The organism is Geobacillus zalihae NBRC 101842, from assembly GCF_001544135.1.
Classification (GTDB): domain Bacteria; phylum Bacillota; class Bacilli; order Bacillales; family Anoxybacillaceae; genus Geobacillus; species Geobacillus zalihae.
The window spans coordinates 1-21,296 of the sequence record NZ_BCPV01000037.1; the positions used below are offsets into that span (position 1 = coordinate 1).

Consider the following 21,296-nt stretch of genomic DNA (forward strand, 5'->3'; position numbering starts at 1 on the left):
GTCAAGCGTCCTGTCGGCCAAATAACCCGCTAGACTTTCGACGCGCGCTTCCATTGTCTGCTTCAACTCCGCTGGCAATACATCGCGTATCGGCCGCAGACGCCACGTTTCGCTCCACCGTTCGTACGCTCGCTCAGCTTGCTCGGCCGCCATCGCCTCGAGCCGCTCGGCGGGAGAGCGAATACCAAGGCGTTCAAGCAACTCAGCCGGCGTTTCTTTGCGCGCAAGCCACTTTCGAAGCCATTCCCGCCCCCACTCGGCCATCTCGGCCGTAAAGGACGGATCCATGAGTTTGCGCCGCAATCCTTCCGGCGTCACCAAATGTTCCACGACCGTTTTCCCGAGCTGTTCGGCCAGCTCCCGCCGCCGCTTTGGAATCAATCCCGGCGTAAACGGCAGCCGTTTTCCAAACACGTACATCGGCTCATATGGGCGAAACAGCATCACGATGGCGATAAAATTCGTCACCCCGCCAATGAGCGCCCCGACCGCCACCATAAACAGCAAATAAACGAACGTTTCCATCCTCTTCTCCTTCCGTCCCCGCCGCTGTCACCAAACGGCGTCCGTCATCATACGATGGCGATATAAACGTTTGCCTAATTGTTCATTATAGAGCTTGCCTGACGAATGCGCAAATGAGGGACTGCGATGAGCAAACAACGAACGATGGCTGTGCTGACGGAAATCAATGAAACAAGTGAACGGGCTGCCTTTGGATCCATCCATCATTTTTGCGAGGAATTGGCGGCATATGCTAGAAAGCGTGGTCTCTTTTTTTACGTATCCTCGCCGGCGCTTTACTTAGAGGGAGTCGGCTATCAGTGGACCGAAAGCGGATGGGGCAAGCGGGACGTGCCTCCAGCCGATGTCGTTTACAATCGCCTTCACTCGCGCAAGCTCGAACGCTCCCCTTTGTTTGCCGAGCTGCTCGCCCGGCTTGCCGAAGAAAACGGGATGATGTTCAACCATCGCTTTTTGCATAAATGGGAAGTGCACTGCCATTTTGAGCGGCACGAGTACTTGCACCCGCACTTGCCGAAAACGGCGCTCTGGAGCGGTCAACATACGCTTGAGGCGTTCCTTGACGCTTTCCCATCCGTCTTTCTCAAGCCGATCTATGGCAGCCAAGGGCGAGGGATTTTCTGCCTCCAACATTCGGACGACGGAATTTGTCTTCGCCATTCCACTTCCGCTTCAACGGCCGTATATCGTTCGATGGACGCTTTAGCTTCCGCTTTGCGGCAACAAATCCGAACGCCGATGATCATCCAACAAGGGCTTGAACTTCGCACCCTCGACGGCCGCCCGGTCGATTTTCGCCTGCTTTGTCATCGCGTCCGCCACCATGATTGGCGCGTCACTTCCGCCGTCGCCCGCATCGCGCCGCCCGGCCAATTCGTGGCCAACCTTGCCCGCGGCGGGGAGCTCATGGCGGTCAATGACGTCTTGCGGAAGTGGTACACGAGAGTTGACGCGTTCCAGCAAAAACAGCTTCTGAGAGAAATCGCACTGGAATCCGCTGCCGTTCTCGCCTCGGAAGCGGAAGGACTGTATGGAGAGTTTGGCGTTGATCTTGCCATTGACATCCATGGCCAGCCGTGGATCATCGAGGTGAATACGAAGCCGTCGAAACAGACGGATATGGCCGCTTCCTACCAATCGGTCCGCCCGTCGGCGAAGGCGATCATCGACTATAGTTTGACATTGATGGAAGAAAAGGAGTGAACCGTTTTGCTTTCACTCGGTTTTGTCACCCTTGACGAACAGCAAGACCACACGTATTGCAAGGAGGTGGCGAAACGCGCCAGACGCTACGGCATTTCCGTCTGCCGCTTTTCACCGCTATCGATCGATCCGCAGACGGAAAACGTCCGCGGCTTTCTCTTTCAAGAGGAAACGAACGAATGGACAAACGCCGTCTTTGCCATTCCGCCATTTTTATATGACCGCTGCTTTTACGGCCATGATGAGCGGTCCAAAAAAGCAAAACCGATTATGAACTGGTTGAAGCAGCGACCTGACCTCACGTTTTTAGGCTATGGCCTGCCGGGCAAATGGGACGTATATGAAGCGCTCTCCTCTCACCCGCTCTTGTCCGCATACGTGCCTCCGACTGTCCGTCTTGAGCGCGCCGATGATGTGCTTGCGCTTCTCCGCCGCGAACAAGCCGCCATCGCCAAGCCGGTGCACGGCTCCGGGGGACGCGGTATTGGCATCTTTCAAAAGAAAGGGAAGGCGCTGTCCGTCCAAGACAGTCACGGTCAAGAACAGGCCGTCATTGCCCGCCGAAGCGAGCTGGAACAACTCCTCGCCTCTTGGAGCCGCCGCGGCGAGTATGTCCTGCAGCCATTGCTTCAGCTATCGACCCCGGAGGGTGAACCGTTTGACCTCCGCATTCTTTTGCAAAAGGATGAAAACGGACACTGGGTGGAGCGGGTGCGGGCCGTGCGAGTCGGCCGACCGGGGGCATGGGTGGCCAACGTCTGCGCCGGCGCGGACATTCGTCCGTTTTCCGAGTGGCTCGACCGCCTTTCCTCTTCAAAACGTCTCTTCGTGCTCGATGGCGTTGAGACGATCATCCGCACGCTGCCAGTTTATATAGATCACATGTTCGGACCTTTGTTTGAAATCGGCTTGGATCTTGGTGCGACCGACAACGGGGCGGTGTGGATTTTGGATGTCAATTCCAAGCCGGGGAGAAAAGTGGCGCATCTTCTGCCCCCGGAGCAACAAAACGAACTGTACGAAGCGCCGCTTCGGTATTGCTTGTTTTTGGCCAGAGGGGGGAAAAGCCAATGACCTACACGTTGATCATTGACGAAAAACAAACAAATACGGTGATTCTTCCCGCCACGCTCCAAACATCTAGGCAAACATCAGCCGCGTTCGGCAGCCTTGTCACCCCATGCCGGGTCATTTCTTCCCCCCGTCTTGTCGACCGTGTGATTGTGTCGCATGACGTTGCCCGATGCTTGTCGATCCCATTTGCCGCTGACGTTCATGTCTTTTTGACCGATGAAGCTGTTCACTTCGGGCCGCTTGTCGGCATTTTGACCGCCGGATTCACAAAGTCGCTCCACCGCCCGGTCGGCAGCCGGAGCTTCTTTTTTGCCAAGTTGCTGGCGCAAGAAAAGCAAGTCGGCGGATTTGCCTTTTTGTTTGGCGCGCCCCATATTGACTGGGAAAACGGCATGACGAACGGCTATTTTTACACGGAGCGCGGCTGGGAACGCCATACGGTGCCGTTGCCGAATGTCGTTTACAACCGGCTGCCAAACCGGCGCGTCGAAAAGGAGGAAACGTTTCAAACGATGACGAAGACGCTGCAAACCACCTACGGCATCCCGATCTTTAACGGGTGTTTTTTCAACAAATGGGACATTTACCGCCGGCTCGCTCTTCATCCGAAGGCGCAGCCGTATTTGCCGGCGACGTCCGCCCACGTGACGCAGCACACCATTGAGCAGTTTCTTGCCCGCTACCGTGAAGCGTACATCAAGCCGGCCGACGGCAGCCTCGGCCGCGGCATTTATCATGTAGCGAAAAAAAACGCCTATGAATGCCGGTTCCGCGATGAAAGCGGAGAAATCCAAACAGTGCTGTTTCCGACCGCCATGGCGGTGTGGCATCATTTGCTCGCCCATGCGCCGCTTCACCGCTATGTCATCCAACAAGCGGTTCCGCTTCTTGCCGTCAACGGCCGACCGGCTGATTTCCGCGTTCACGTTAACAAAAACGAACACGGCATATGGCAAGTGAGCGCCATCGCCGCCAAAATCGCTGGAAAACAAAGCATCACGACCCATATGAACAGCGGAGGCATCGTCAAAACGCTGGAAGAAATTTTCCCGGATGCCGCCGAGCGCGAAATCATGCTCGCCCGTCTTTCTGACGCCGCCCTTACGCTCAGCCGTTGCCTTGATGAAGCATCAGAAACGTTGATCGGCGAAATCGGTTTTGACCTTGGTGTTGACCAACAAGGAAGGATTTGGATGTTTGAAGCCAATTCCAAACCCGGACGGTCGATTTTTAAGCATCCAAAATTAAAGGACGCAGACGAACGAACAGCGCGGTTGCCGCTCGCTTACGCCGTCCACCTCAGCAAAACAGCCATCACCGAACCCGAGGCGCTTTGGCCATGCTGACGATCGGCTACCGTCCTGACACCGGCGAGTGGGTGTGCAACAGTCCGGGCGGCCCTTATCGATTCGGCAGCGGCTGGGTTGCTCCCGCCGCTGTCCTTCCCGATCTCGTCTTTCCCGTCCGCGAGCAAGATGGACGGGTGGGACCGCTCGTCGGCGTGCTGGTCAGCGCCTCGTCCCTTTCCGCTTTGCTGGCTGGGAAAAAGCCGTGGCTTGAAACCGTTATCCGCTCCATCCACAAAGCCGGCGGCATCTCCGTCGTCAGTGCGGCCGCCGGCATCGGAGAGAAAACGGTCTCCGGATATCTATTCGTTCCGACGCTTCATCGTTTCATCGAAGCGGCCGCTCCACTGCCCGATGTCGTCTACAATCGAGTAAAAAGCCGCGAAGAAGAAGAAAGCGAGCCGTTTCAAACGGCGGCTGCCCAGTTGAGCGCCCATGGCGTTCCACTTGTCAACCGCTCTTTTTTCCGCAAATCGGACGTTTATGACGCGCTGCGGTCCGACCGCCGGCTCTGGCCGCATCTATTGCCGACGGCGCCTGTCCAAACAGCGGCCGATCTTCGCGCTTGGCTCCGCCAATACAGCTGCATTTACTTGAAGCGGGATGACGGCGCCAGAGGAATGGGGCTGTTTCGTCTCACCGCCTTGTCAGAGACGGAAGCCATTTGCGAATATCCGGGCGGCCAAAAACGGTTCTGCTCGCTCGATGCGCTCGCATCACTCATTCAGTCCGGCCGCTACATCGCCCAAGCATTGGCTGAAACGGACGAGTGGAATGGACGCCGCTACGATTTGCGCGTGCTCGCCCATTGGCACAACGGCCGCCATACGATCACCGGCATCGGTGTTCGTTCGGCCGACGTCGAGTCGGTGACGACCCATGTGTTTCATGGCGGAACCATCCTCCCGTACAAAGAAGTCAAGGAACGCATCGATGAAGCGGCGCTCGAGCGGCTTATTGCCTTGAGCGGCGCACGCCTTGGCGAACGGTTTGGCTTTGTCGGCGAGTTTTCCGCCGACATCGGCGTCGGAAGCGAACGCGAGCTTTACATTTATGAAATCAACGCCAAGCCGATGGTGTTTGATGAGCCGGAGATTGAGGCACGGCGGCTTGAGAGGCTCAATCAGCTGTTTGCCGAGCTCGCTCATCGTACGCCATAGCGAGAAACTGGCCGCTGTAGCGAAGCGCCTGGCGGAACACAGCATCAACCGCTTGTTTGGCGGCTCCATTTAAGCTTTGGCAGACGTTCTGGCATAACATCGCTTTTTCCCACTCAGCCGCCGCCATGGCTTGCAAGAGATCACAACGAGGTGCGCCTGCTTTGCTTTGCTCTCTTTCCGCTCGACCGTCGGCGTTAGCCCCAGCAACTAAATAATGCACGTATTGCCAAAGTTTACGCTGCCGCTCGGCTTCAGCCAAATAGACCGCCCATGCCTCATCCGTTTCCATCTCAGCGAGCTGCCGGGCTTTTTCTTCCGCCGCGGCGGTTGTTTCGAGCAATTTTTTGATCAGCATGATCATCGCGTGCCGCCCCTTTCTTGCCGCTTGTCCTCTTTCATCCATATGAATGGCATGGATAGCGTATGCCTCTTTTGGACAAACTTTAGGAAAAACGATGAGAGGAAGGAGCGAGATGATGGAACGAAATGAAGCCAAGCGCCGGGATTCATTGTACGAAGGGCGCGATGAATACTATATGGACATCGACCGCATGATCAACGAAGGGATGGCCGGAGGTGCTGTGTACGGCCACGGCGATGACGTCAACATGGAGGAAGCGCGCGATCTTGTCAAAGAAGAGCCGCCGTACGAAGCCGGCCAGTAAACGGAGCCGATTTTCCCGCCTCGGGAAAGTCGGCCTTTTGTTTTATGAAGCCTCTCCGCCAATGCGTTAGGCAGGGATCGTTCGAAACGACCGCTGTTGGCCAAGCCGCCCGTTCATCCTGCGGCTTTCCCGCTTTCATCCATTGTCTTTCTTTCCATTCGCGGGGATTTGGTATAATGAAAACAACGCCGATTCCTCTTCGGCGTGACATCATCCTTGACGGAAAGTGGTGCGCCGCGATGCTAAAAGAGCTCGAATCGCTTTATGAAGGGGACATCGTCATCAACGGTCAGCCGGAACACCCCGAAGATTACGAATGGTTTTATACCGCCGATGGTGATGAGATCGGCATCGCCAAGCATCGATTGACAGAGCAGGAGCGGCGATTGCTGGCGCTTTTTTTCACCCCCGCCGAGCGCCGACGCGAACCGGAAAGCGAAGAGGAGCGGGCATGGAAACGATGGATGGCAACCGGCGACCCAGCCGCGCTCGCTCGGCTCGCTGCTCCGTATTGCCGGTTCATTCATTTTACAGCCAGCCGGCCGATCACCAACAAAGAGGAGTTTGCTGACGCCGTTCGCGGCTTATTTTCCTCCCCGGTTGCCATCGTCTGGGAACAAGATCGGCGCGGGCTGATCGTCGAAGCGAAACAAAAGCGGACGACGGAGCCGCCTTCGTTAGCGGACATGGCTGAGGCGCTCGCCGCTGATTTTTATACGGCCATTCATTTCTTGATCGGCCCAATCCGCTCCGTCGATGAACGGCTATATGAATCGTTTCTCCTTGAAAAAGAGTGTTTTTCCGCCGCTCGGCGCTTTTGGCCGAAACGAACGGTGTACGAATGGGAAGACGTCATTCCGCTTCCGCTCTTTGAAGAAGGAGCAGTCAGTGAGAAAGCTCACCAAACCCTCTCGTTTCTTGACGGATTCGACGAAGAGGAAGTGCGGGCGATGGAGACGTTTTTGCAATGCAACTTAAACGTCTCGATGGCAGCGAAAAAGCTGTATATGCACCGCAATAGTTTGCAATATCGAATCGATAAATGGGCGGAGCAAACTGGTGTTGACATCAAACGGTTCAAAGGGGCGGCAGCCATCTATTTGGCTATCTTGCACCGGCGCCGTTCGTAATCCCCCGCTTTTTTGTCATGTCGCCGAAAATCGGCGGCATTTTTTGTGCACCTCGTCCATTTACGAATGTTCCTATTTTTCTATACACTAATGGCAAGAAAACGATTTCGGCGATGAGGAGGATGGTTATGGCAGAACTCATTCTTGATCATATTTACAAAATTTACGACAACAATGTGGTCGCCGTCAAAGACTTCAATTTACATATTCAAGACAAAGAGTTTATCGTATTTGTCGGCCCGTCCGGCTGCGGCAAATCCACCACGTTGCGGATGATCGCCGGCCTTGAGGAAATTTCCAAAGGCGATCTTTACATCGACGGCAAACGAATGAACGATGTGCCGCCGAAAGACCGCGACATCGCCATGGTGTTCCAAAACTACGCCCTGTATCCACATATGAGCGTCTATGACAACATGGCGTTCGGTTTAAAACTGCGCAAATTCCCGAAAGCGGAAATTGAAAAACGCGTCCGCGAGGCGGCGCGCATTCTTGGGCTCGAGCAATATTTGGACCGCAAACCGAAAGCGCTCTCCGGCGGGCAACGGCAGCGCGTGGCATTGGGACGGGCCATCGTCCGCGATGCAAAAGTGTTTTTAATGGACGAGCCGCTCTCGAACTTGGATGCGAAACTGCGGGTGCAAATGCGCTCGGAGATCGCGAAGCTCCATCAGCGCTTGGAAACGACGACCATTTACGTCACCCATGACCAAACGGAAGCCATGACAATGGCCACCCGTCTTGTCGTCATGAAAGACGGCGTCATCCAGCAAGTCGGAACGCCGCGCGAAGTATACGAAAAACCGGAAAACATTTTTGTCGGCGGCTTTATCGGTTCACCGGCCATGAACTTCCTTCGTGGAACGCTCCAAGACGGCAAGTTTGTCGTCGGCCAAACATCATTTGGCATTCCGGAAGGAAAAATGAAAGTGCTGCGTGAGCAAGGGTATGTCGGCAAGGAAGTGATTTTAGGCATTCGTCCGGAAGACATTCACGACGAACCGCTCTTCCTTGAAGCATCTCCGTCGACGAAAGTCACCGCTCTCGTCGAAGTCGCCGAGCTGCTTGGCGCTGAATCGATGATTTATTTTAGCATCGACAACCAAGAATTGGTCGCTCGCATCGACGCCCGCACGGAAATCAAGCCGGGCCACCGGATTGACCTGGCGCTTGATATGAACAAAGCGCATTTCTTTGACGTTGAAACGGAACGGCGCATCCGGGCGGCGGATGAAAAGTAACCCCCCATTGTTGTTCATATAGATTCATTCGAAGGCGTTCCGAAAAAAACGGAACGCCTTTCCTTTCCACTCCATCAACAGCCTTATTCCTTGATAAAACGCACTTCCTCCTCATGGCAAGTCGGACAGTAAAACAAATGAACACATTCATGATTCGTATACGTGCGCAAATAGCCGTCGACAAGTTTCATGACGTCCGCATCCATGTACGGGCTGTAGTCATCGAAATAATCTGTAACTTTCCCATGATCTTCCATTGGTTGCCGGCAGTAGCTACAATACACCGTCACCCGGCGCAGCCCGTTGCACAGCGGGCATACATTCATGTTGCTTCCTCCTCTAGGATGTTCCTTATCTTTACATATTCCCTAATGGTGACAGCGGTAAAACGTTAAAAATTCCCATATTCTCCCCATGCATAACAGGCAAAAAACGTCCCAAACTATGAGTACCGCCAGCGAAACCACCCATCCGTTGCAACAGTGACGCTGGCGAAGCCAAAAGCGGGTGGGCCGGTGGGTTCAGCCAAGCTTGGCACATGCCTTGCAGCGTGAAGTGTTGGTGCAAATCCAACCACCCCAACCATCAAAAATTTTTAAGAGGAGATGATCAACGATGGCACGCAACAATAACAACAACCAATTGTTAGTCGCTGGTGCTCAACAAGCCATTGATCAAATGAAGTACGAAATCGCCCAAGAATTTGGTGTGAACCTCGGCGCTGACACGACTTCTCGCGCGAACGGTTCGGTCGGCGGCGAAATTACGAAACGTCTTGTCGCCATGGCTCAGCAACAACTTGGCGGCCAATTCGGCAACATTCAATAACCGCCTTAACGAACAACTTCATATAGATGGCAAACGCCCCGGGCCGTCAGCCCGGGGCGCTTTCATATGGAAACGGGGAGCGAATCAGGCGCCTCCCGCCTGCTCGGCAAGCGGTTGGCTCAATGAGACAAGCACTTTGCGAATACGGCGATTGTCGACTTGGCGGACGGTGAACGTCAGCGATCCATATTGCAACGTTTCGCCGACGGCTGGAATGCGCTCAAACATCTCAAAAATCCAGCCACCCAACGTATGCGATTCACTCTTTGGCACGTCGATGTTCATCACTTCGCAAAATTCATCCAGCGGCAGTTCGGCGCTGAACTCGAAGCTGTGCTCGTCGATTTGACGCACCGTTTTCACCGCCTCATCATGCTCATCCCATATTTCGCCGACAATTTGCTCGAGAATATCTTCGAGCGTAATCAAGCCAGCGGTGCCGCCAAACTCGTCGACGACGATCGCCATATGCACTTTGCTTTTTTGCAGCTCCGGCAGGAGATCGGACACTTTCATGGACTCGACAACGAACAACGGCTGGCGCAACAAATCGCGGATGCGCACCTCCCGCTTTTGCACAAGCTCGCTGAAAAAGTCGCTTTCCGACAAAATGCCGATCACGTTGTCAATATCCCCTTCATAAACCGGGATGCGGGAATATTTCTCTTCCAAAAACACGTCGCGAATCTCTTCAATCGGCTGGTTCACTTCCACCGCCACCATATCAGCGCGCGGCGTGAAAATTTCTCCGACCAAAATTTCATCAAAATCGAGCGAACGTTGGATCAATTCTTTTTCTTTGTTGTCAATGACCCCTTCCTCTTCACTCAGCTCAACCATCACTTTAATATCTTCCTCCGTCACAGCCGGCACAGCCACCCCATTGGCGAACCTCTTGGCGATTCGATCTTTTAAGGCTTGGAGCGACGCCGTAACCGGCGTCATCAACTTCATCAGCGCATAGGCAAGACTGGCGTATCGGATGGCGAGCTGCTCCGCATGCTCTTTCGCCATCGATTTTGGCAAAATTTCACCGAAGACGACAAATAATACGGTCATCACCGCCAGCGTGGCAAACAAGCCCATCTGTTCCCCAAGCAACGAAACGGCGATGTCCGTAAACAGCACGACCGTCACGACGTTGGTGAAGCGGTTGGCCACAGCAAGCGCCAACAACACGCGGTCAAGCTGACCGATCACCGCTTGGAGGCGCTTATTGTGCAGATGCTCTTCCGCATAATGCCGCAACCGTGCCTTGCTTGCCAGGGAAAACGCGGCTTCTGCTGAAGCGAACAGCACATTGGCAAGCAGGGAGAGGAAAAACCACCCGAATAACCTTAACGGCCACTCTTCCAACGAATCTTCACACTCCTATGGATGGTGACGATGTTATTCATATCCATTTTTCCGCCGAATCATGCTTATGGAAACAACGTTGGCTGCACGGAGCGCGCGGCCGGCGGAAGCCGGCGTTGCCCTCCTTACTTTAAATATAACAAATTTTTCGCCAACTGACTACAGCTGGCGGTTTTTCTTCCACCATAAATCCAGTTTCTTGAATGAAAACATGGCTGTCTTAAAAGACCGTGCTCTCCTAAGCAGGGAGCAATAGATCGTTTTGATCGTGTTGAATTTATACAGCAAATAACAAATAAGAAAAGGTGTCCCGATCCTTTTGGGACACCTTCACATCATGACTCAAACCAACAAGAACCAATGAAATACACAAGAACAAGCAATGAGGCAATGTTGAACGTCACCGACCACTCGTCCATTCCTTCTCCCTCCCTTTCCATCCCCGCTTTCATCATACCATATAGATGGCGAAAAAAAGGGGAGAGGAAGGACATGGATTTGACAGTTTGATGACATTGCCATATTAAGACGAAAGCGGCCGCCAATGCATGGGGTCTCGCTTTAGCCTAAATAGCGATAATAAATGGCTTTGGCTTCCTGCACATCTTTCGTGCCGTGCACAAGCGCACGGCCGTCGCGAAAGACAACCAATCGCTTGTCACCGAGCGAAACGGAGACAAGATACGGGTTCGCTTCCGCTTGAAGCCCTTGGCGGCGAAACAGCTCCGCCAATTCATTCAAGTCGTACTGGCGCAAAGCAGGCGGACGGATTTGCACGGAATCGCGCCCGCACAAGACGGCAGTCTTCGTCCGTTGTTCATAGGAAAGAAACGGATAAGATGGATAACGTCCGCACGTCGGGCAACTGTCCTTTTTCACCCCATCAATCCGAATGGCGGCATATTCGTTCGTCCAAAGGTCAAACGAAACGAGCTTGCCGCGGAGCGCCGACCAGTCCTCCACTAAAATTTTTAACACCTCAGCCATCTGATAGCTGACAACCATTTGCACCGCTGGGCTGATAATGCCGGCCGTATCGCACGTCAATCCCCCTTGCGGCACCGTTTCAAGCAAGCAATACAAACAAGGCGTGCGGTTCGGAATGAAGGCGCAGCTTAAACCGTAACTGCCGACACAAGCGCCATAAATCCACGGAATGTTGTACTTGTAGGCAACGTCATTGATGACAAGGCGCGTATCAAAATTGTCTGTCGCATCGATCCATAAGTCAGGACGTTGCTTGAGGGCGATCGTTTCCAATTCTTCCGGGCCGGCGTCGCCGACAATGGCCTCGATCTCAACCTCGCTGTTGATTTGTTCAAGGCGCCGTTTGGCGGCGATCGCCTTTGGCAGCCGCTCCTTCGCATCCGCTTCGCTGTAAAGCTGCTGGCGCTGCAAGTTGCTCCATTCGACGTAATCGCGGTCAATGATCGTCAATTTGCCGATGCCGGCGCGAACGAGCGCTTCGGCGTTGCCTGTGCCGAGCGCTCCGGCGCCGACTAACACGACATGCTTTCCCCGTATTTTCTTTTGCCCTTCCACGCCAATCGGTGCAAACAATTGCTGCCGGGAATACCGTTCGTTCAAACAACACTCATTCCTTCCGTTGGGCTGCTCGCTGACGCGTACCGTTTTTTCGGGATGCGTCCGGCTTCATAGCCGAGCCGGCCCGCTTCCACCGCCAGCTTCATCGCTTTCGCCATTTTCACTGGATCGGCCGCGCCGGAAACAGCGGTGTTCAAGAGCACCCCATCCGCGCCAAGCTCCATCGCCAGCGCCGCGTCCGCCGGTCCACCGATGCCAGCGTCCACAATGACCGGCACGTTCGCCTGCTCAATGATAAAGCTCAAATTGAGCGGATTGATGATGCCTTGTCCGGACCCGATCGGCGAGGCGCCTGGCATGATCGCATGGCAGCCAAGCTCCTCTAGCCGCTTCGCCAGCACGACATCATCGGATGTGTACGGCAACACAATAAACCCTTCCTCAAGCAGCATTTCCGCCGCTTTCAACGTCTCGATCGGGTCTGGGAGGAGCGTTTTGTCGCAGCCGATCACTTCTACTTTTATCATATCACACAATCCGGATGCCTTGGCGAGCCGGGCGATGCGCACCGCTTCTTCGGCCGTTTTCGCCCCGGCGGTGTTCGGCAAAAGCTTATATTTGCTTAAATCGAGCTGCTCTAAAAAGTTCGGCTGCTCCGGAGAAAAGATGTTCATCCGCCGGACGGCGAACGTTAAAATTTCCGCCCCTGATGCTTCCACCGCTTCTTTTTGCACGTCCAAGCTCGGATATTTGCCCGTGCCGAGCAACAGCCGCGAAGAGAATTCATATGGGCCAATTTTCAACATCTCAACCGCCTCCTACAAAATGAACGATTTCCACGCGATCGCCATCACATAGCGCCTTCGTCTCATACTCATGTTTTTGGATGATGCGGACATTGACTTCGACGATGCAAAGCTTGTTCTCAAGCCGGAAATGGGCAAGCAAATCGCCCACCGTTTTCACCTCGTCGGGCACGGCGACTGCCTCCCCGTTAATCACTAACGTCATTCCACCCCCACCTTTCCGATATGGCGTGTCAACGAAAATGGCGCAAGGTCAAACGCCGTCTCTTTCCGCTCCACTAAGTCGGCGACAAGCAGACCGGTCAACGGGCTGAGCAAAATGCCGTTCCGGTAATGGCCGGCAGCGACGAATAAGCCGCGCCGCTCCGGATGCTCGCCTAGATAAGGCAAGCCGTCTTCGGTCTGCGGCCGAATGCCGCTCCATGCCCCCACCCATTCCGCCTGTTCAATGTCCGGAACAAGACTGGCGGCGCGGTGAAGCAAGTTCATCACCCCACCGGCCGATACGCGCCGATCGAACGTGCCGGGCGTGGACGTCGCTCCGATGAGCAGCCGGTTTCCTGATTTCGGAACGATGTAGCAGCCGTTTTTCGCAAATACAGTCGTTTTTAACAACGGAACCGGAGTGCGCACCATGACGCATTCCCCTTTGACCGGATAAACGGAAAGCGAAAGCCCGACCCGCGCGCCGAGCCGCGCCGCCCAAGCGCCGGAAGCGATGACGACCGCCTCGGCGGCAAACGTCCCGCCTGTTGTGTCTACCACATGCCCACTGCTGTCGGAACGGATGTCGAACACTTCCGTATACTCGTACAGACAAGCGCCGGCGGAGGCGGCGGCATAGGCGAGAGCGGCGGCCAAATCCGGAGCGCTCACTTGCCCATCGCCAGGGATGTACATCGCGCCGGCAAGCGCTTCCGCCGCAAGACGCGGCTCCATTTCAAGCTCCTCCCCTTTCGTGAGCCACTGCACCGGTTCGCCTATGCCCCGCCAAAATGTATAATGGCGATAGAGATCGTCTGCTTCCTCTTCCGTTGTCGCTAGTTTGATCAATCCTTTTTCGACAAGGCCGATATCGATGCCGGTCCTCTCCCTCAGCTCTTCAGCCAAGGCCGGCATGAGAGCTCGGCTTTGCAAGGCAAGCGGCACAAGCGGGCTTGACGTCGAAAACTCGGATTGCGCCCCAAGCATGCCGGCTGCCGCGCTTGACGCCCCGCTTCCCATCGTTCCTTTTTCAAAAATGGCGACGCGATGCCGCCGCTTGGCGAGCTCAAAACCGATGGCCACCCCAATCACTCCGCCGCCGACGATGGCGACGTCATACCAATGCGTCATCCCCTATCCCCTCCCTTTCACGATGTCTGCCAGCCGTTTGGCCTCAGCAACGGGGTCAGCAGCGAAAAAAACAGCCGACAATACTGCCACCCCGGCTGCGCCCGCTTCCAGCACCCGACGGGCGTTGCCGGCGTGAATGCCGCCGATGGCGATGACTGGAATGGACACGGCGGCCACGATTTCCGCAAGCGAGTCCAGACCGCGCGGCGGCAAACCGGGCTTGCTGTCCGTCGGAAAAATATGGCCATACAAACAAAAGTGAGCGCCATCCTGTTCGGCTTGTTTCGCCTCCTCCGACCCGTGCACCGAGCAACCAACCGTCAAGTCCGGAAACGAGCGGCGGACGGCGCGCACCGGCAGGCTGTGATAAGCAAGCTGCACACCTTTGACACCGTAGACAGCGGCGACATCAACCCGGTCATTGACGATGATTTTTTGCAGCGGCACCCCGACGCGAAGCAGTGCCGCGACAAACGCCGCCACTTCACGCGCCGTCTTCCCTTTTTCGCGAATATGAATCAGGTCGGCATACGGATGGGTGTGCGCACAAATCGCGGCGAATTCGTCAACCGTCTGACGCCCGGTGGAAACGAAATGGAGAACCCCCATCGCCATCCCTTTCTTTCTACCGTACATCGCTTATAGAAATATACGGATAATGAACACCGACATAGTAGGCGGCGAACATCAAAGCGGCAAACAAGGCGACAAGCCAAATATCATATTTGCCGAACCCGATTTCATAATAAAACGTGCGCCGCCCGCTGCCGGAAAATTGTTTCGCTTCCATCGCCACGGCGATGCGCTGGGCGCGGCGGATGCTTTGCGACAACAGCGGAATGGCGTAGCGCTTCATTTTGCTGAGGACGCCCTTATTCGGCACGCCGCGCACTGTTAACGCATAGCGGATCGCCTGAAACTCTTCAAGCATAATCGGCAATAGGCGAACGGCCGCCAAAAAACTGTACGCATACTTTGGCTTCAGTCTCAACTGCTGCATGAGCGAATAAAACAACGGAACCGGCCGGGTCGTCAGCGAAAAAATCAAGCCGAGAAGCCCAAGCGCCAAAGCGCGAAACCCGATGTGCACCCCGCGCCAAAAACTTTCCGCTGTAACATGGATGAGCCCCCAGCGAAACCATGTCGTCGTTCCCTCGCCAAACATCATCATCGATGAAGCCGTCGAAACAAACACGAGGAAAAACGGCAAAAACAGCCAAAACAACACATTCGCCGGATAGCCGGTGCCAAAGCAAAACAAAACGAAGAGAGCGAGCGAAACGTTAATCAGCACGTTCGGGTTATGAATGAACAACACCGCAAAAAAGAGCATGACGAGCACAATGAGCTTCAAACTCGGGTTCGCTTCATAAAGCCATGTTTCACGGCGCTGAATGTCCCAGTTCATCGCCATGTTCCTCCTTCGGCCAATACAGGCTCCACAGCAGCAAGGCGCTCATCGCGAACAAGCGCTCCATCTTCAACGACCCACCGTCTCGTCGCAAAACGACGGACAATTTGCTCGTCGTGGGTGACCATGATGATCGCCGCCCCTTGCTCACGGTATGATTCAAGCATCGCCAGCAACGCGAACGTGTTTTTCGCATCCTGCCCAAATGTCGGCTCATCAAGCAAAAAGAGGCGTTGGCCGGCGACGATCGAAGCAGCCACGCTCAGCCGCCGTTTTTGCCCGACTGACAGCTGGTACGGGTGCTGGTCTTGCTGCTCAACAAGGTCAAATTCACGCAACAGGCGGGTGATGGTTTCCTCGATTTCCGCTTCCGGCCGCCCTTCAAGCCGAAGCGAGTAGGCGAGCTCTTCGCGGACGGAATGGGCGACAAATTGCCACTCCGGATTTTGGAAAACAAACGCAATATGGCGGTAGATCGGGTGTTGCCGCTTGATGTCGGCGCCTAGCAGCATATACTCTCCGTCCGTGCGGATGAGTTGCATAAGCGCGTGCAGCAACGTGCTTTTACCGGCGCCGTTTTTTCCGGTGACGGCAATCCATTCGCCGGCGTGCACCGTTGCTTTAGGAACATAGATTTTCGCCTCCCGGCCGCGGAACCCGCGAAAACGGTCGAGGCGAAGAAGCTCCTCGCCTTGATGGCGAGTTCGCTGCCTTGCCGTCCGGTCATAGTCGTCCCAGACGCCTGGATACCAGATCCCTTCAGCGGCAATGACGTCTTTATAGTCGGAAAACACCGCCTTCGCCTCGCCGTCGGCGATGATGCGCCCATCGCGGCCGAACAAGACAATGCGATCCACAAAGTCGAGCACATGGTCAATTTTATGCTCGACGATGATGACCGTTTTGCCGCGGCCCACCTTCTTCACCGTTTGCCATACCGCCTTCGTCCCTTCTTCATCAAGCAGCGCCGTCGGCTCATCCAAAAACAAGACATCCGGCTCAAGCGCCAGCACCGAAGCGAGCGCCAACCGCTGTTTCATCCCGCCGGAAAGCGTATGAATATCAGTATGCGGAGCGATCTCCAAACCGACTTGGTTCAGCAGCGCACGGATGCGGACGGGCATCTCGTGGCGCGGCACGCTTCGATTTTCGAGGGCAAAAGCGATTTCCTCGTCCGCATACGGCATGCAAAATTGCGCATCAGGATCTTGGAAAACATAGCCCCACCGTTCCGGCCGCTTAAGGCGCTCCGCTTTCATCGGCACATCGATCGAGTGGGGAATGATGCCAGCCATCACTTGCAATAATGTCGACTTGCCGCATCCCGACGGACCAAGGAGGAGCACTTTCTCCCCCTCGGCAATCGAAAGCGACAAGTCGCGAAACAGCAGCCCGTCGCTCCCGGGAAATTTCAGGCGCAGCCGATCAATCGCAATTGCTTGTTTCATCGCCATTCGCCGCCTTACCGGTTCAATGCATCGTAATCGTCTTTCGAGGCCGGCCGCCACATTTGCGTCACTCCGGTTTTTTCGAGCGCTTTCGCCAATGAAACAGCAAGCACGCCGGAGATGAGGATGGCGCCGATAAAACGCGCCAGCAAAAAGAGCGCCATATTCCATGGGGCGAGCGCCTCAATATAGCCTTTGTAAAAGTCCATGATGAGCGAGCCAATCGTCGCCCCGACCGCGCCGAGCGATACAACGAACACATCAAAGCGCCGATAGCGGAAGGCGGCAAAGACGAGCTCGGCAAACAGCCCTTGAACGACCCCGTAAATGAGCACTTCAAGCCCCCATTGCGATCCCATGATCAGCTCGCCGGACGAAGCCGCAATCTCCGCGAGCAACGCCACCCCTGGCTTGCGAATGAGCAAATAAGCGAGCGAGGAGGCGATAAACCACATGCCGTAAATGAGTTGATCGAGATGAAACCCTACTGCTCCCACCGCGCTATATAGCGGGGCCCATAATTTGTAAATAATGCCAAACACAATCGCAATGACGATCGTCGTTAAAATATCCGCCAATTTTAACCCTTTTGTCTTCACTTCCATCCTGTTCTCCTCCTTGTCTTGCGTCAACGGCTCGCCGCCAATTCAGCCGACGGCCACTGCTCAAGCCGATACGCCATCTCCCAAAACTCGTACTCATATTCGCTGCTGATGAGGAAATGCCGCTTCATCCGATGGCGATCCTCTTCGGTGACCTCGTCAGCGATGTCGTCAAGCCGCGCGATTTGCTCTTCCACAAGCGAGCGGAACCAGTCCGAACTGTAGGTGCCGATCCATTTTTCATAAATCGGATCATTCGGGCGGCACATTTTCAAGCGCTCGCCAATTTCGTAATACAGCCAGTAGCACGGCAAAATGGCGGCGATAACATCACCGAGATGCCCTTCGTACGCCGCGCGGTACATGTGCGACGTATAGGCGTACGCCGTCGGCGCCGGAATGAACGCCGCCCTTTCCTCTTCCGTAATGCCCAAGAGCTCGGCGAACGTTTCATGCAGCGACAGCTCGGCTTCGCACGTGCTTTGTGCATGGTGCGCCAACCGGGCTGTCGTCGCCAAATCCGGCGATTTCGCCGCCCCGATCGCCTGCACGCGGGCAAAATGGCGCAAATAATAGGCATCTTGCATCACGTAATAGCGAAACTTCTCGCGCGCAAGCGTCCCTTGGCCAAGCTCCTGAACAAACGGATGGCGGAAACTCGCCTGCCAGATCGGATCGGCCGCTTGACGCAATTGTTTGGCAAATGACATTCGTTTTCCCCCTTTTTGGCAAAATAAAAACGCCGCTTCCTTTGCCGATTGGCGTAAAGAAAGCGGCGTGGGCATGCGACGTTGGCAAGGCAAAGCCTAGCCTTGCTGTGCTGCTCCTCCACTTCCCTACGCTGGCATTACCCAGATCAGGTGCTAAGGGTCTCAAAGGCACACTTTGATCTCAGCCTTTCTAAAGGCCCCCCTAGTGGATGATGGTGCAATTTTCAGTTTTCTTTACACTTAATCATACCATGGCACGAACGATTGTCAATCTTTTTTTCTCCGACGTTGCGCTATGCGTTGCAATCCGCTATGATGGAAACGCAGCAATTGACGACGGAATGGGAGTGGAAACGATGGCGAAGGTCATCCTGAAAAGAGAACGGAAAAAACGGCTTGAGCAAGGGCATCCATGGATTTTTCGAAGTGAAGTCGACCGCATCGAAGGCGATGCGACGCCGGGCGACTTCGTTGACGTTTACAATCATCAAGGTTATTGGCTGGCGAAAGGATATATCAACCCCGCTTCGCAAATCATCGTCCGCGTCTTGACGCAAAACCGAAACGATGAACTCGATGAGCGCTTTTTCATCGACCGCATCCGTCAGGCGTGGGCGTACCGTGAACGGATGATTCCCGGCGTTCGCTCCTGCCGCGCCGTCTATGGCGAAGCCGACTTTTTGCCCGGATTGATCGTCGACAAATATGAAGATGTGCTTGTTGTGCAAATTTTGGCGCTCGGCATGGAAAGGCGGAAAGACTGGATTTTGCGCGGCTTGCTTGACGTGTTTGCCCCAAGGGCCATTTATTTGCGCAACGATGTGTCCGTCCGCGAGCTTGAAGGCCTCAAACAAGAAAAAGGCTTTTGGTACGGAGAAGCGGAAACGGAAATCGAAATCGAGGAAAACGGCGTGAAATACATCGTCGATATTGAAAACGGACAAAAAACCGGCTTTTTCTTCGACCAACGGCAAAACCGCGCCGCTCTTCGTCCGCTCATCGGCCCGGAGACGACCGTGCTCGACTGCTTCACCCATACCGGCTCGTTTATGCTAAACGCTTGTCTGTATGGGGCAAAACATGCTACTGCCGTCGATATTTCTGAACATGCCATCGAAACGGCGAAACGGAACGCCGCGTTAAACGGATTCACGAACGTTGAATTTGTCGTCGCCAACGCTTTCGACTATTTGCGCGAGTCGGTGCGCGCCGGCAAACAGTGGGATGTTGTCATCATCGACCCGCCGGCGTTCGCGAAATCGGCCCATGCCGTCCCGAAGGCGCTGCGCGGCTATAAAGACATTAACTTAAACGGATTGAAGCTTGTCAAAGACGGCGGCTTTTTCGTCACATCAAGCTGCTCGTACCACGTCCGCCCGCACCTATTTCAAGAGATGATCGCTGATGCCGCATTTGACGCGAAAAAAGTGCTGCGCCAAGTATATTGGAACGGCGCCGGCTACGACCACCCGAAACTCCTTGCCGCGGAAGAAGGCGACTACTTAAAATTCGCCATTTACGAAGTGCATTCCCGGCGGTGACGAGCCGCTCTCAAAGGCCGTTTCGATGCGCCGCTGGGCAGAAAAAACGCCTAGGGGTTATCCCTAAGCGTTTTTTCGTTCCCTGGGGCGAAGCGATTGTTCTTTATGCAAGACCGACAGATAGACAAGCATCGAAAGGAGCACCGAACCGCTAGCAGCTAAATAAATGCTCGGATAGCCGAACCAATGGCTGATTTGGCCAAACACCATCGCCCCGACGCCGACCCCTAAATCAAAAAACGAGAAAAATGTCGCGTTCGCCATTCCCTTGCGGTGGGCAGGCGCCCGCTCGACGGACCACGCCTGCAGCCCCGGTTGCACCATGCCAAAGCCGAAACCGTACAGCACCGCCGCCAAAAGCAACGCCCATTCTCCCGGCAGCCAAGCGAGAAGAAGCATCGCCAGCAAAATAAGCCCCGCACCAGGGAGAAAGACGGCTCGATGCCCTTTTCGGTCATACAACTGGCCAGCGAACGTTCGCGTCACCATCAAGGCCAGCGCGTAAAGCAAAAAGTACAGCTGCAGGCCGCCGATCTGTTTTTGCGCCGTATATAGAGGCAAGAATGAGGCGATGCCGCCGAACGTCACCGTCAAGAAAAACAACAGCAACGACGGGGTCAAAGCGCTTTTTTCATACAAATCCCATCTGTTCGCCCCTTTGCCATGCACGGCTTCCGCTTTTTTATACGTGATCGCGGCGGCAAACAGCACCGAAGTGACTCCAAGCGCCGCACAAATGGCAAACAGATGGCTAAACGGAATCATAGCGGCAAGCACAAGTCCAAGCGACGGACCAAACGCCAAGGCGATATTCCCCGACAGCCCGTAATAGCCCATTCCTTCCCCGCGGCGGCTCGCTGGAATGATGTCCGTCGCCACCGTTCCGGAAGCGGTTGTCGAAAGCCCCCAGCCAATTCCTTGGACGACCCGCATCAAAAAGAGAAGGAAAATGCTTGAGATCAAGCTGTAGGAACCGACAGAAATGACAAAAATGAGAAGCCCCAATAAAAACACAAACCGGCGCCCTTTCGTCTCAAGCGCATGGCCGGCGAACGGACGGACGATGAGCGCCGAAAACGTAAACACACCGACGACAACGCCAATCAGCTGATCGTTGCCGCCCAAATGCTCGACAAACAGCGGAAGGGTCGGCAGCGTCATTTGAAACCCAAGAAACACAAAAAAATTGGCCAAACAAATCAAAACAAAATCTTTCGTCCATATTTTTTCTTTTTGTTCTGCCATAAGCGGCTGCTGCTCCGCTCCCATACCGATCCCCCTTGCGAACGATGTATTTCGTGTCCCTTAATATTTGTTAGTATAACATAATCCTATGCCGCCGTTTAAGCAAAATGTGATTTCACCGTTCT

At 54.8% G+C, this 21,296-nt stretch carries 23 protein-coding genes and 1 riboswitch; of the genes, 9 read left to right on the top strand and 14 right to left on the bottom strand.

The genetic code is table 11. From position 1 onward, the window contains the following. The coding region (locus tag GZ1_RS11150; RefSeq protein ID WP_157074367.1) for a DUF445 domain-containing protein at positions 1–525 on the bottom strand (525 nt) is incomplete at its 3' end. Between the two features lie 126 nt (positions 526–651). Between GZ1_RS11150 and GZ1_RS11155 the strand changes: the two genes are divergently transcribed. The 4 genes from GZ1_RS11155 to GZ1_RS11170 are packed head-to-tail and all read left to right on the top strand — an operon-like array spanning position 652 to position 5,308. Next, a complete protein-coding gene (locus GZ1_RS11155; RefSeq protein WP_015374024.1) occupies positions 652–1,728 on the top strand; it encodes a YheC/YheD family endospore coat-associated protein in 1,077 nt (358 codons plus the stop codon). A gap of 6 nt (positions 1,729–1,734) precedes the next feature. Then, positions 1,735–2,802, top strand: a complete 1,068-nt coding sequence (locus GZ1_RS11160; protein ID WP_060788491.1) for a YheC/YheD family endospore coat-associated protein — start codon at positions 1,735–1,737, stop codon at positions 2,800–2,802. Beyond that, positions 2,799–4,148: a YheC/YheD family endospore coat-associated protein gene (locus tag GZ1_RS11165; RefSeq protein ID WP_060788492.1), complete on the top strand. Its 1,350-nt coding sequence runs from the start codon at positions 2,799–2,801 to the stop codon at positions 4,146–4,148. Before GZ1_RS11160 ends, GZ1_RS11165 begins: the two co-directional genes overlap by 4 nt. Further along, complete coding sequence (locus tag GZ1_RS11170; protein WP_060788493.1) at positions 4,142–5,308, top strand: YheC/YheD family endospore coat-associated protein; 1,167 nt, start codon at positions 4,142–4,144, stop codon at positions 5,306–5,308. Before GZ1_RS11165 ends, GZ1_RS11170 begins: the two co-directional genes overlap by 7 nt. On the opposite strand, the gene GZ1_RS11175 is transcribed toward GZ1_RS11170, so the two are convergent. Then, on the bottom strand, positions 5,268–5,669 hold the full coding sequence (locus GZ1_RS11175; protein WP_011230138.1) for a hypothetical protein: 402 nt from the start codon (positions 5,667–5,669) through the stop codon (positions 5,268–5,270). The genes GZ1_RS11170 and GZ1_RS11175 overlap by 41 nt on opposite strands. 115 nt (positions 5,670–5,784) lie before the next feature. Here GZ1_RS11175 and GZ1_RS11180 point away from each other — a divergent pair, with 115 nt between their 5' ends. The 3 genes from GZ1_RS11180 to GZ1_RS11190 all read left to right on the top strand — a co-directional run bounded on the left by GZ1_RS11180 (position 5,785) and on the right by GZ1_RS11190 (position 8,344). Then, positions 5,785–5,973 (top strand): hypothetical protein, encoded by a 189-nt coding sequence (locus GZ1_RS11180; RefSeq protein ID WP_015374020.1) that lies wholly within the window; start codon positions 5,785–5,787, stop codon positions 5,971–5,973. A 239-nt stretch (positions 5,974–6,212) separates the two neighbouring features. After that, positions 6,213–7,103, top strand: coding sequence for a PucR family transcriptional regulator (locus tag GZ1_RS11185; RefSeq protein WP_060788505.1), 891 nt, complete (start codon positions 6,213–6,215; stop codon positions 7,101–7,103). 128 nt (positions 7,104–7,231) lie between these two features. Further along, positions 7,232–8,344: an ABC transporter ATP-binding protein gene (locus GZ1_RS11190; protein WP_060788494.1), complete on the top strand. Its 1,113-nt coding sequence runs from the start codon at positions 7,232–7,234 to the stop codon at positions 8,342–8,344. Between the two features lie 83 nt (positions 8,345–8,427). On the opposite strand, the gene GZ1_RS11195 is transcribed toward GZ1_RS11190, so the two are convergent. Beyond that, entirely contained in the window at positions 8,428–8,670 is a 243-nt protein-coding gene (locus tag GZ1_RS11195; RefSeq protein ID WP_011230134.1) for a hypothetical protein, read from the bottom strand. A 289-nt stretch (positions 8,671–8,959) separates the two neighbouring features. Between GZ1_RS11195 and GZ1_RS11200 the strand changes: the two genes are divergently transcribed. Continuing rightward, a complete protein-coding gene (locus GZ1_RS11200; protein WP_011230133.1) occupies positions 8,960–9,172 on the top strand; it encodes an alpha/beta-type small acid-soluble spore protein in 213 nt (70 codons plus the stop codon). An 84-nt stretch (positions 9,173–9,256) separates the two neighbouring features. Here GZ1_RS11200 and GZ1_RS11205 read toward each other — a convergent pair whose 3' ends face one another. From GZ1_RS11205 to tenA, 10 genes are all read right to left on the bottom strand, one after another. Further along, the gene (locus GZ1_RS11205) at positions 9,257–10,528 is read right to left on the bottom strand and encodes a hemolysin family protein (protein ID WP_015374018.1); all 1,272 of its coding nucleotides are present in this window, start codon (positions 10,526–10,528) and stop codon (positions 9,257–9,259) included. 561 nt (positions 10,529–11,089) lie between these two features. Further along, complete coding sequence (locus GZ1_RS11210) at positions 11,090–12,115, bottom strand: thiazole biosynthesis adenylyltransferase ThiF (protein WP_015374017.1); 1,026 nt, start codon at positions 12,113–12,115, stop codon at positions 11,090–11,092. Next, positions 12,112–12,879 carry a thiazole synthase gene (locus GZ1_RS11215; RefSeq protein ID WP_013146257.1) on the bottom strand — a complete coding sequence of 256 codons (768 nt, stop codon included), beginning with the start codon at positions 12,877–12,879 and terminating at the stop codon, positions 12,112–12,114. The genes GZ1_RS11210 and GZ1_RS11215 overlap by 4 nt, the downstream gene beginning before the upstream one ends. 1 nt (position 12,880) lies before the next feature. Continuing rightward, entirely contained in the window at positions 12,881–13,084 is a 204-nt protein-coding gene (gene thiS / locus GZ1_RS11220) for a sulfur carrier protein ThiS (protein WP_020755221.1), read from the bottom strand. Beyond that, a complete protein-coding gene (gene thiO, locus GZ1_RS11225; RefSeq protein ID WP_060788495.1) occupies positions 13,081–14,214 on the bottom strand; it encodes a glycine oxidase ThiO in 1,134 nt (377 codons plus the stop codon). The genes thiS and thiO overlap by 4 nt, the downstream gene beginning before the upstream one ends. Before the next feature lie 3 nt (positions 14,215–14,217). Continuing rightward, on the bottom strand, positions 14,218–14,823 hold the full coding sequence (gene tenI, locus GZ1_RS11230; RefSeq protein WP_013146260.1) for a thiazole tautomerase TenI: 606 nt from the start codon (positions 14,821–14,823) through the stop codon (positions 14,218–14,220). Between the two features lie 16 nt (positions 14,824–14,839). Beyond that, positions 14,840–15,622: an energy-coupling factor transporter transmembrane component T family protein gene (locus GZ1_RS11235; RefSeq protein ID WP_015374014.1), complete on the bottom strand. Its 783-nt coding sequence runs from the start codon at positions 15,620–15,622 to the stop codon at positions 14,840–14,842. Continuing rightward, positions 15,619–17,073, bottom strand: coding sequence for an ABC transporter ATP-binding protein (locus GZ1_RS11240; protein WP_015374013.1), 1,455 nt, complete (start codon positions 17,071–17,073; stop codon positions 15,619–15,621). Before GZ1_RS11240 ends, GZ1_RS11235 begins: the two co-directional genes overlap by 4 nt. 14 nt (positions 17,074–17,087) lie before the next feature. Further along, the gene (locus tag GZ1_RS11245) at positions 17,088–17,678 is read right to left on the bottom strand and encodes an ECF transporter S component (protein WP_033005720.1); all 591 of its coding nucleotides are present in this window, start codon (positions 17,676–17,678) and stop codon (positions 17,088–17,090) included. Positions 17,679–17,701: 23 nt separating this feature from the next. Continuing rightward, complete coding sequence (gene tenA, locus GZ1_RS11250) at positions 17,702–18,385, bottom strand: thiaminase II (protein ID WP_033005719.1); 684 nt, start codon at positions 18,383–18,385, stop codon at positions 17,702–17,704. Between the two features lie 106 nt (positions 18,386–18,491). Continuing rightward, positions 18,492–18,599: riboswitch (TPP riboswitch) on the bottom strand. Positions 18,600–18,741: 142 nt separating this feature from the next. On the opposite strand from tenA, the gene GZ1_RS11255 reads away from it, so the two are divergent. Beyond that, positions 18,742–19,926 (top strand): class I SAM-dependent rRNA methyltransferase, encoded by a 1,185-nt coding sequence (locus GZ1_RS11255; RefSeq protein ID WP_033005731.1) that lies wholly within the window; start codon positions 18,742–18,744, stop codon positions 19,924–19,926. A 63-nt stretch (positions 19,927–19,989) separates the two neighbouring features. Here GZ1_RS11255 and GZ1_RS11260 read toward each other — a convergent pair whose 3' ends face one another. Then, positions 19,990–21,195, bottom strand: a complete 1,206-nt coding sequence (locus GZ1_RS11260; RefSeq protein ID WP_060788496.1) for an MFS transporter — start codon at positions 21,193–21,195, stop codon at positions 19,990–19,992. Positions 21,196–21,296 lie beyond the last annotated feature (101 nt).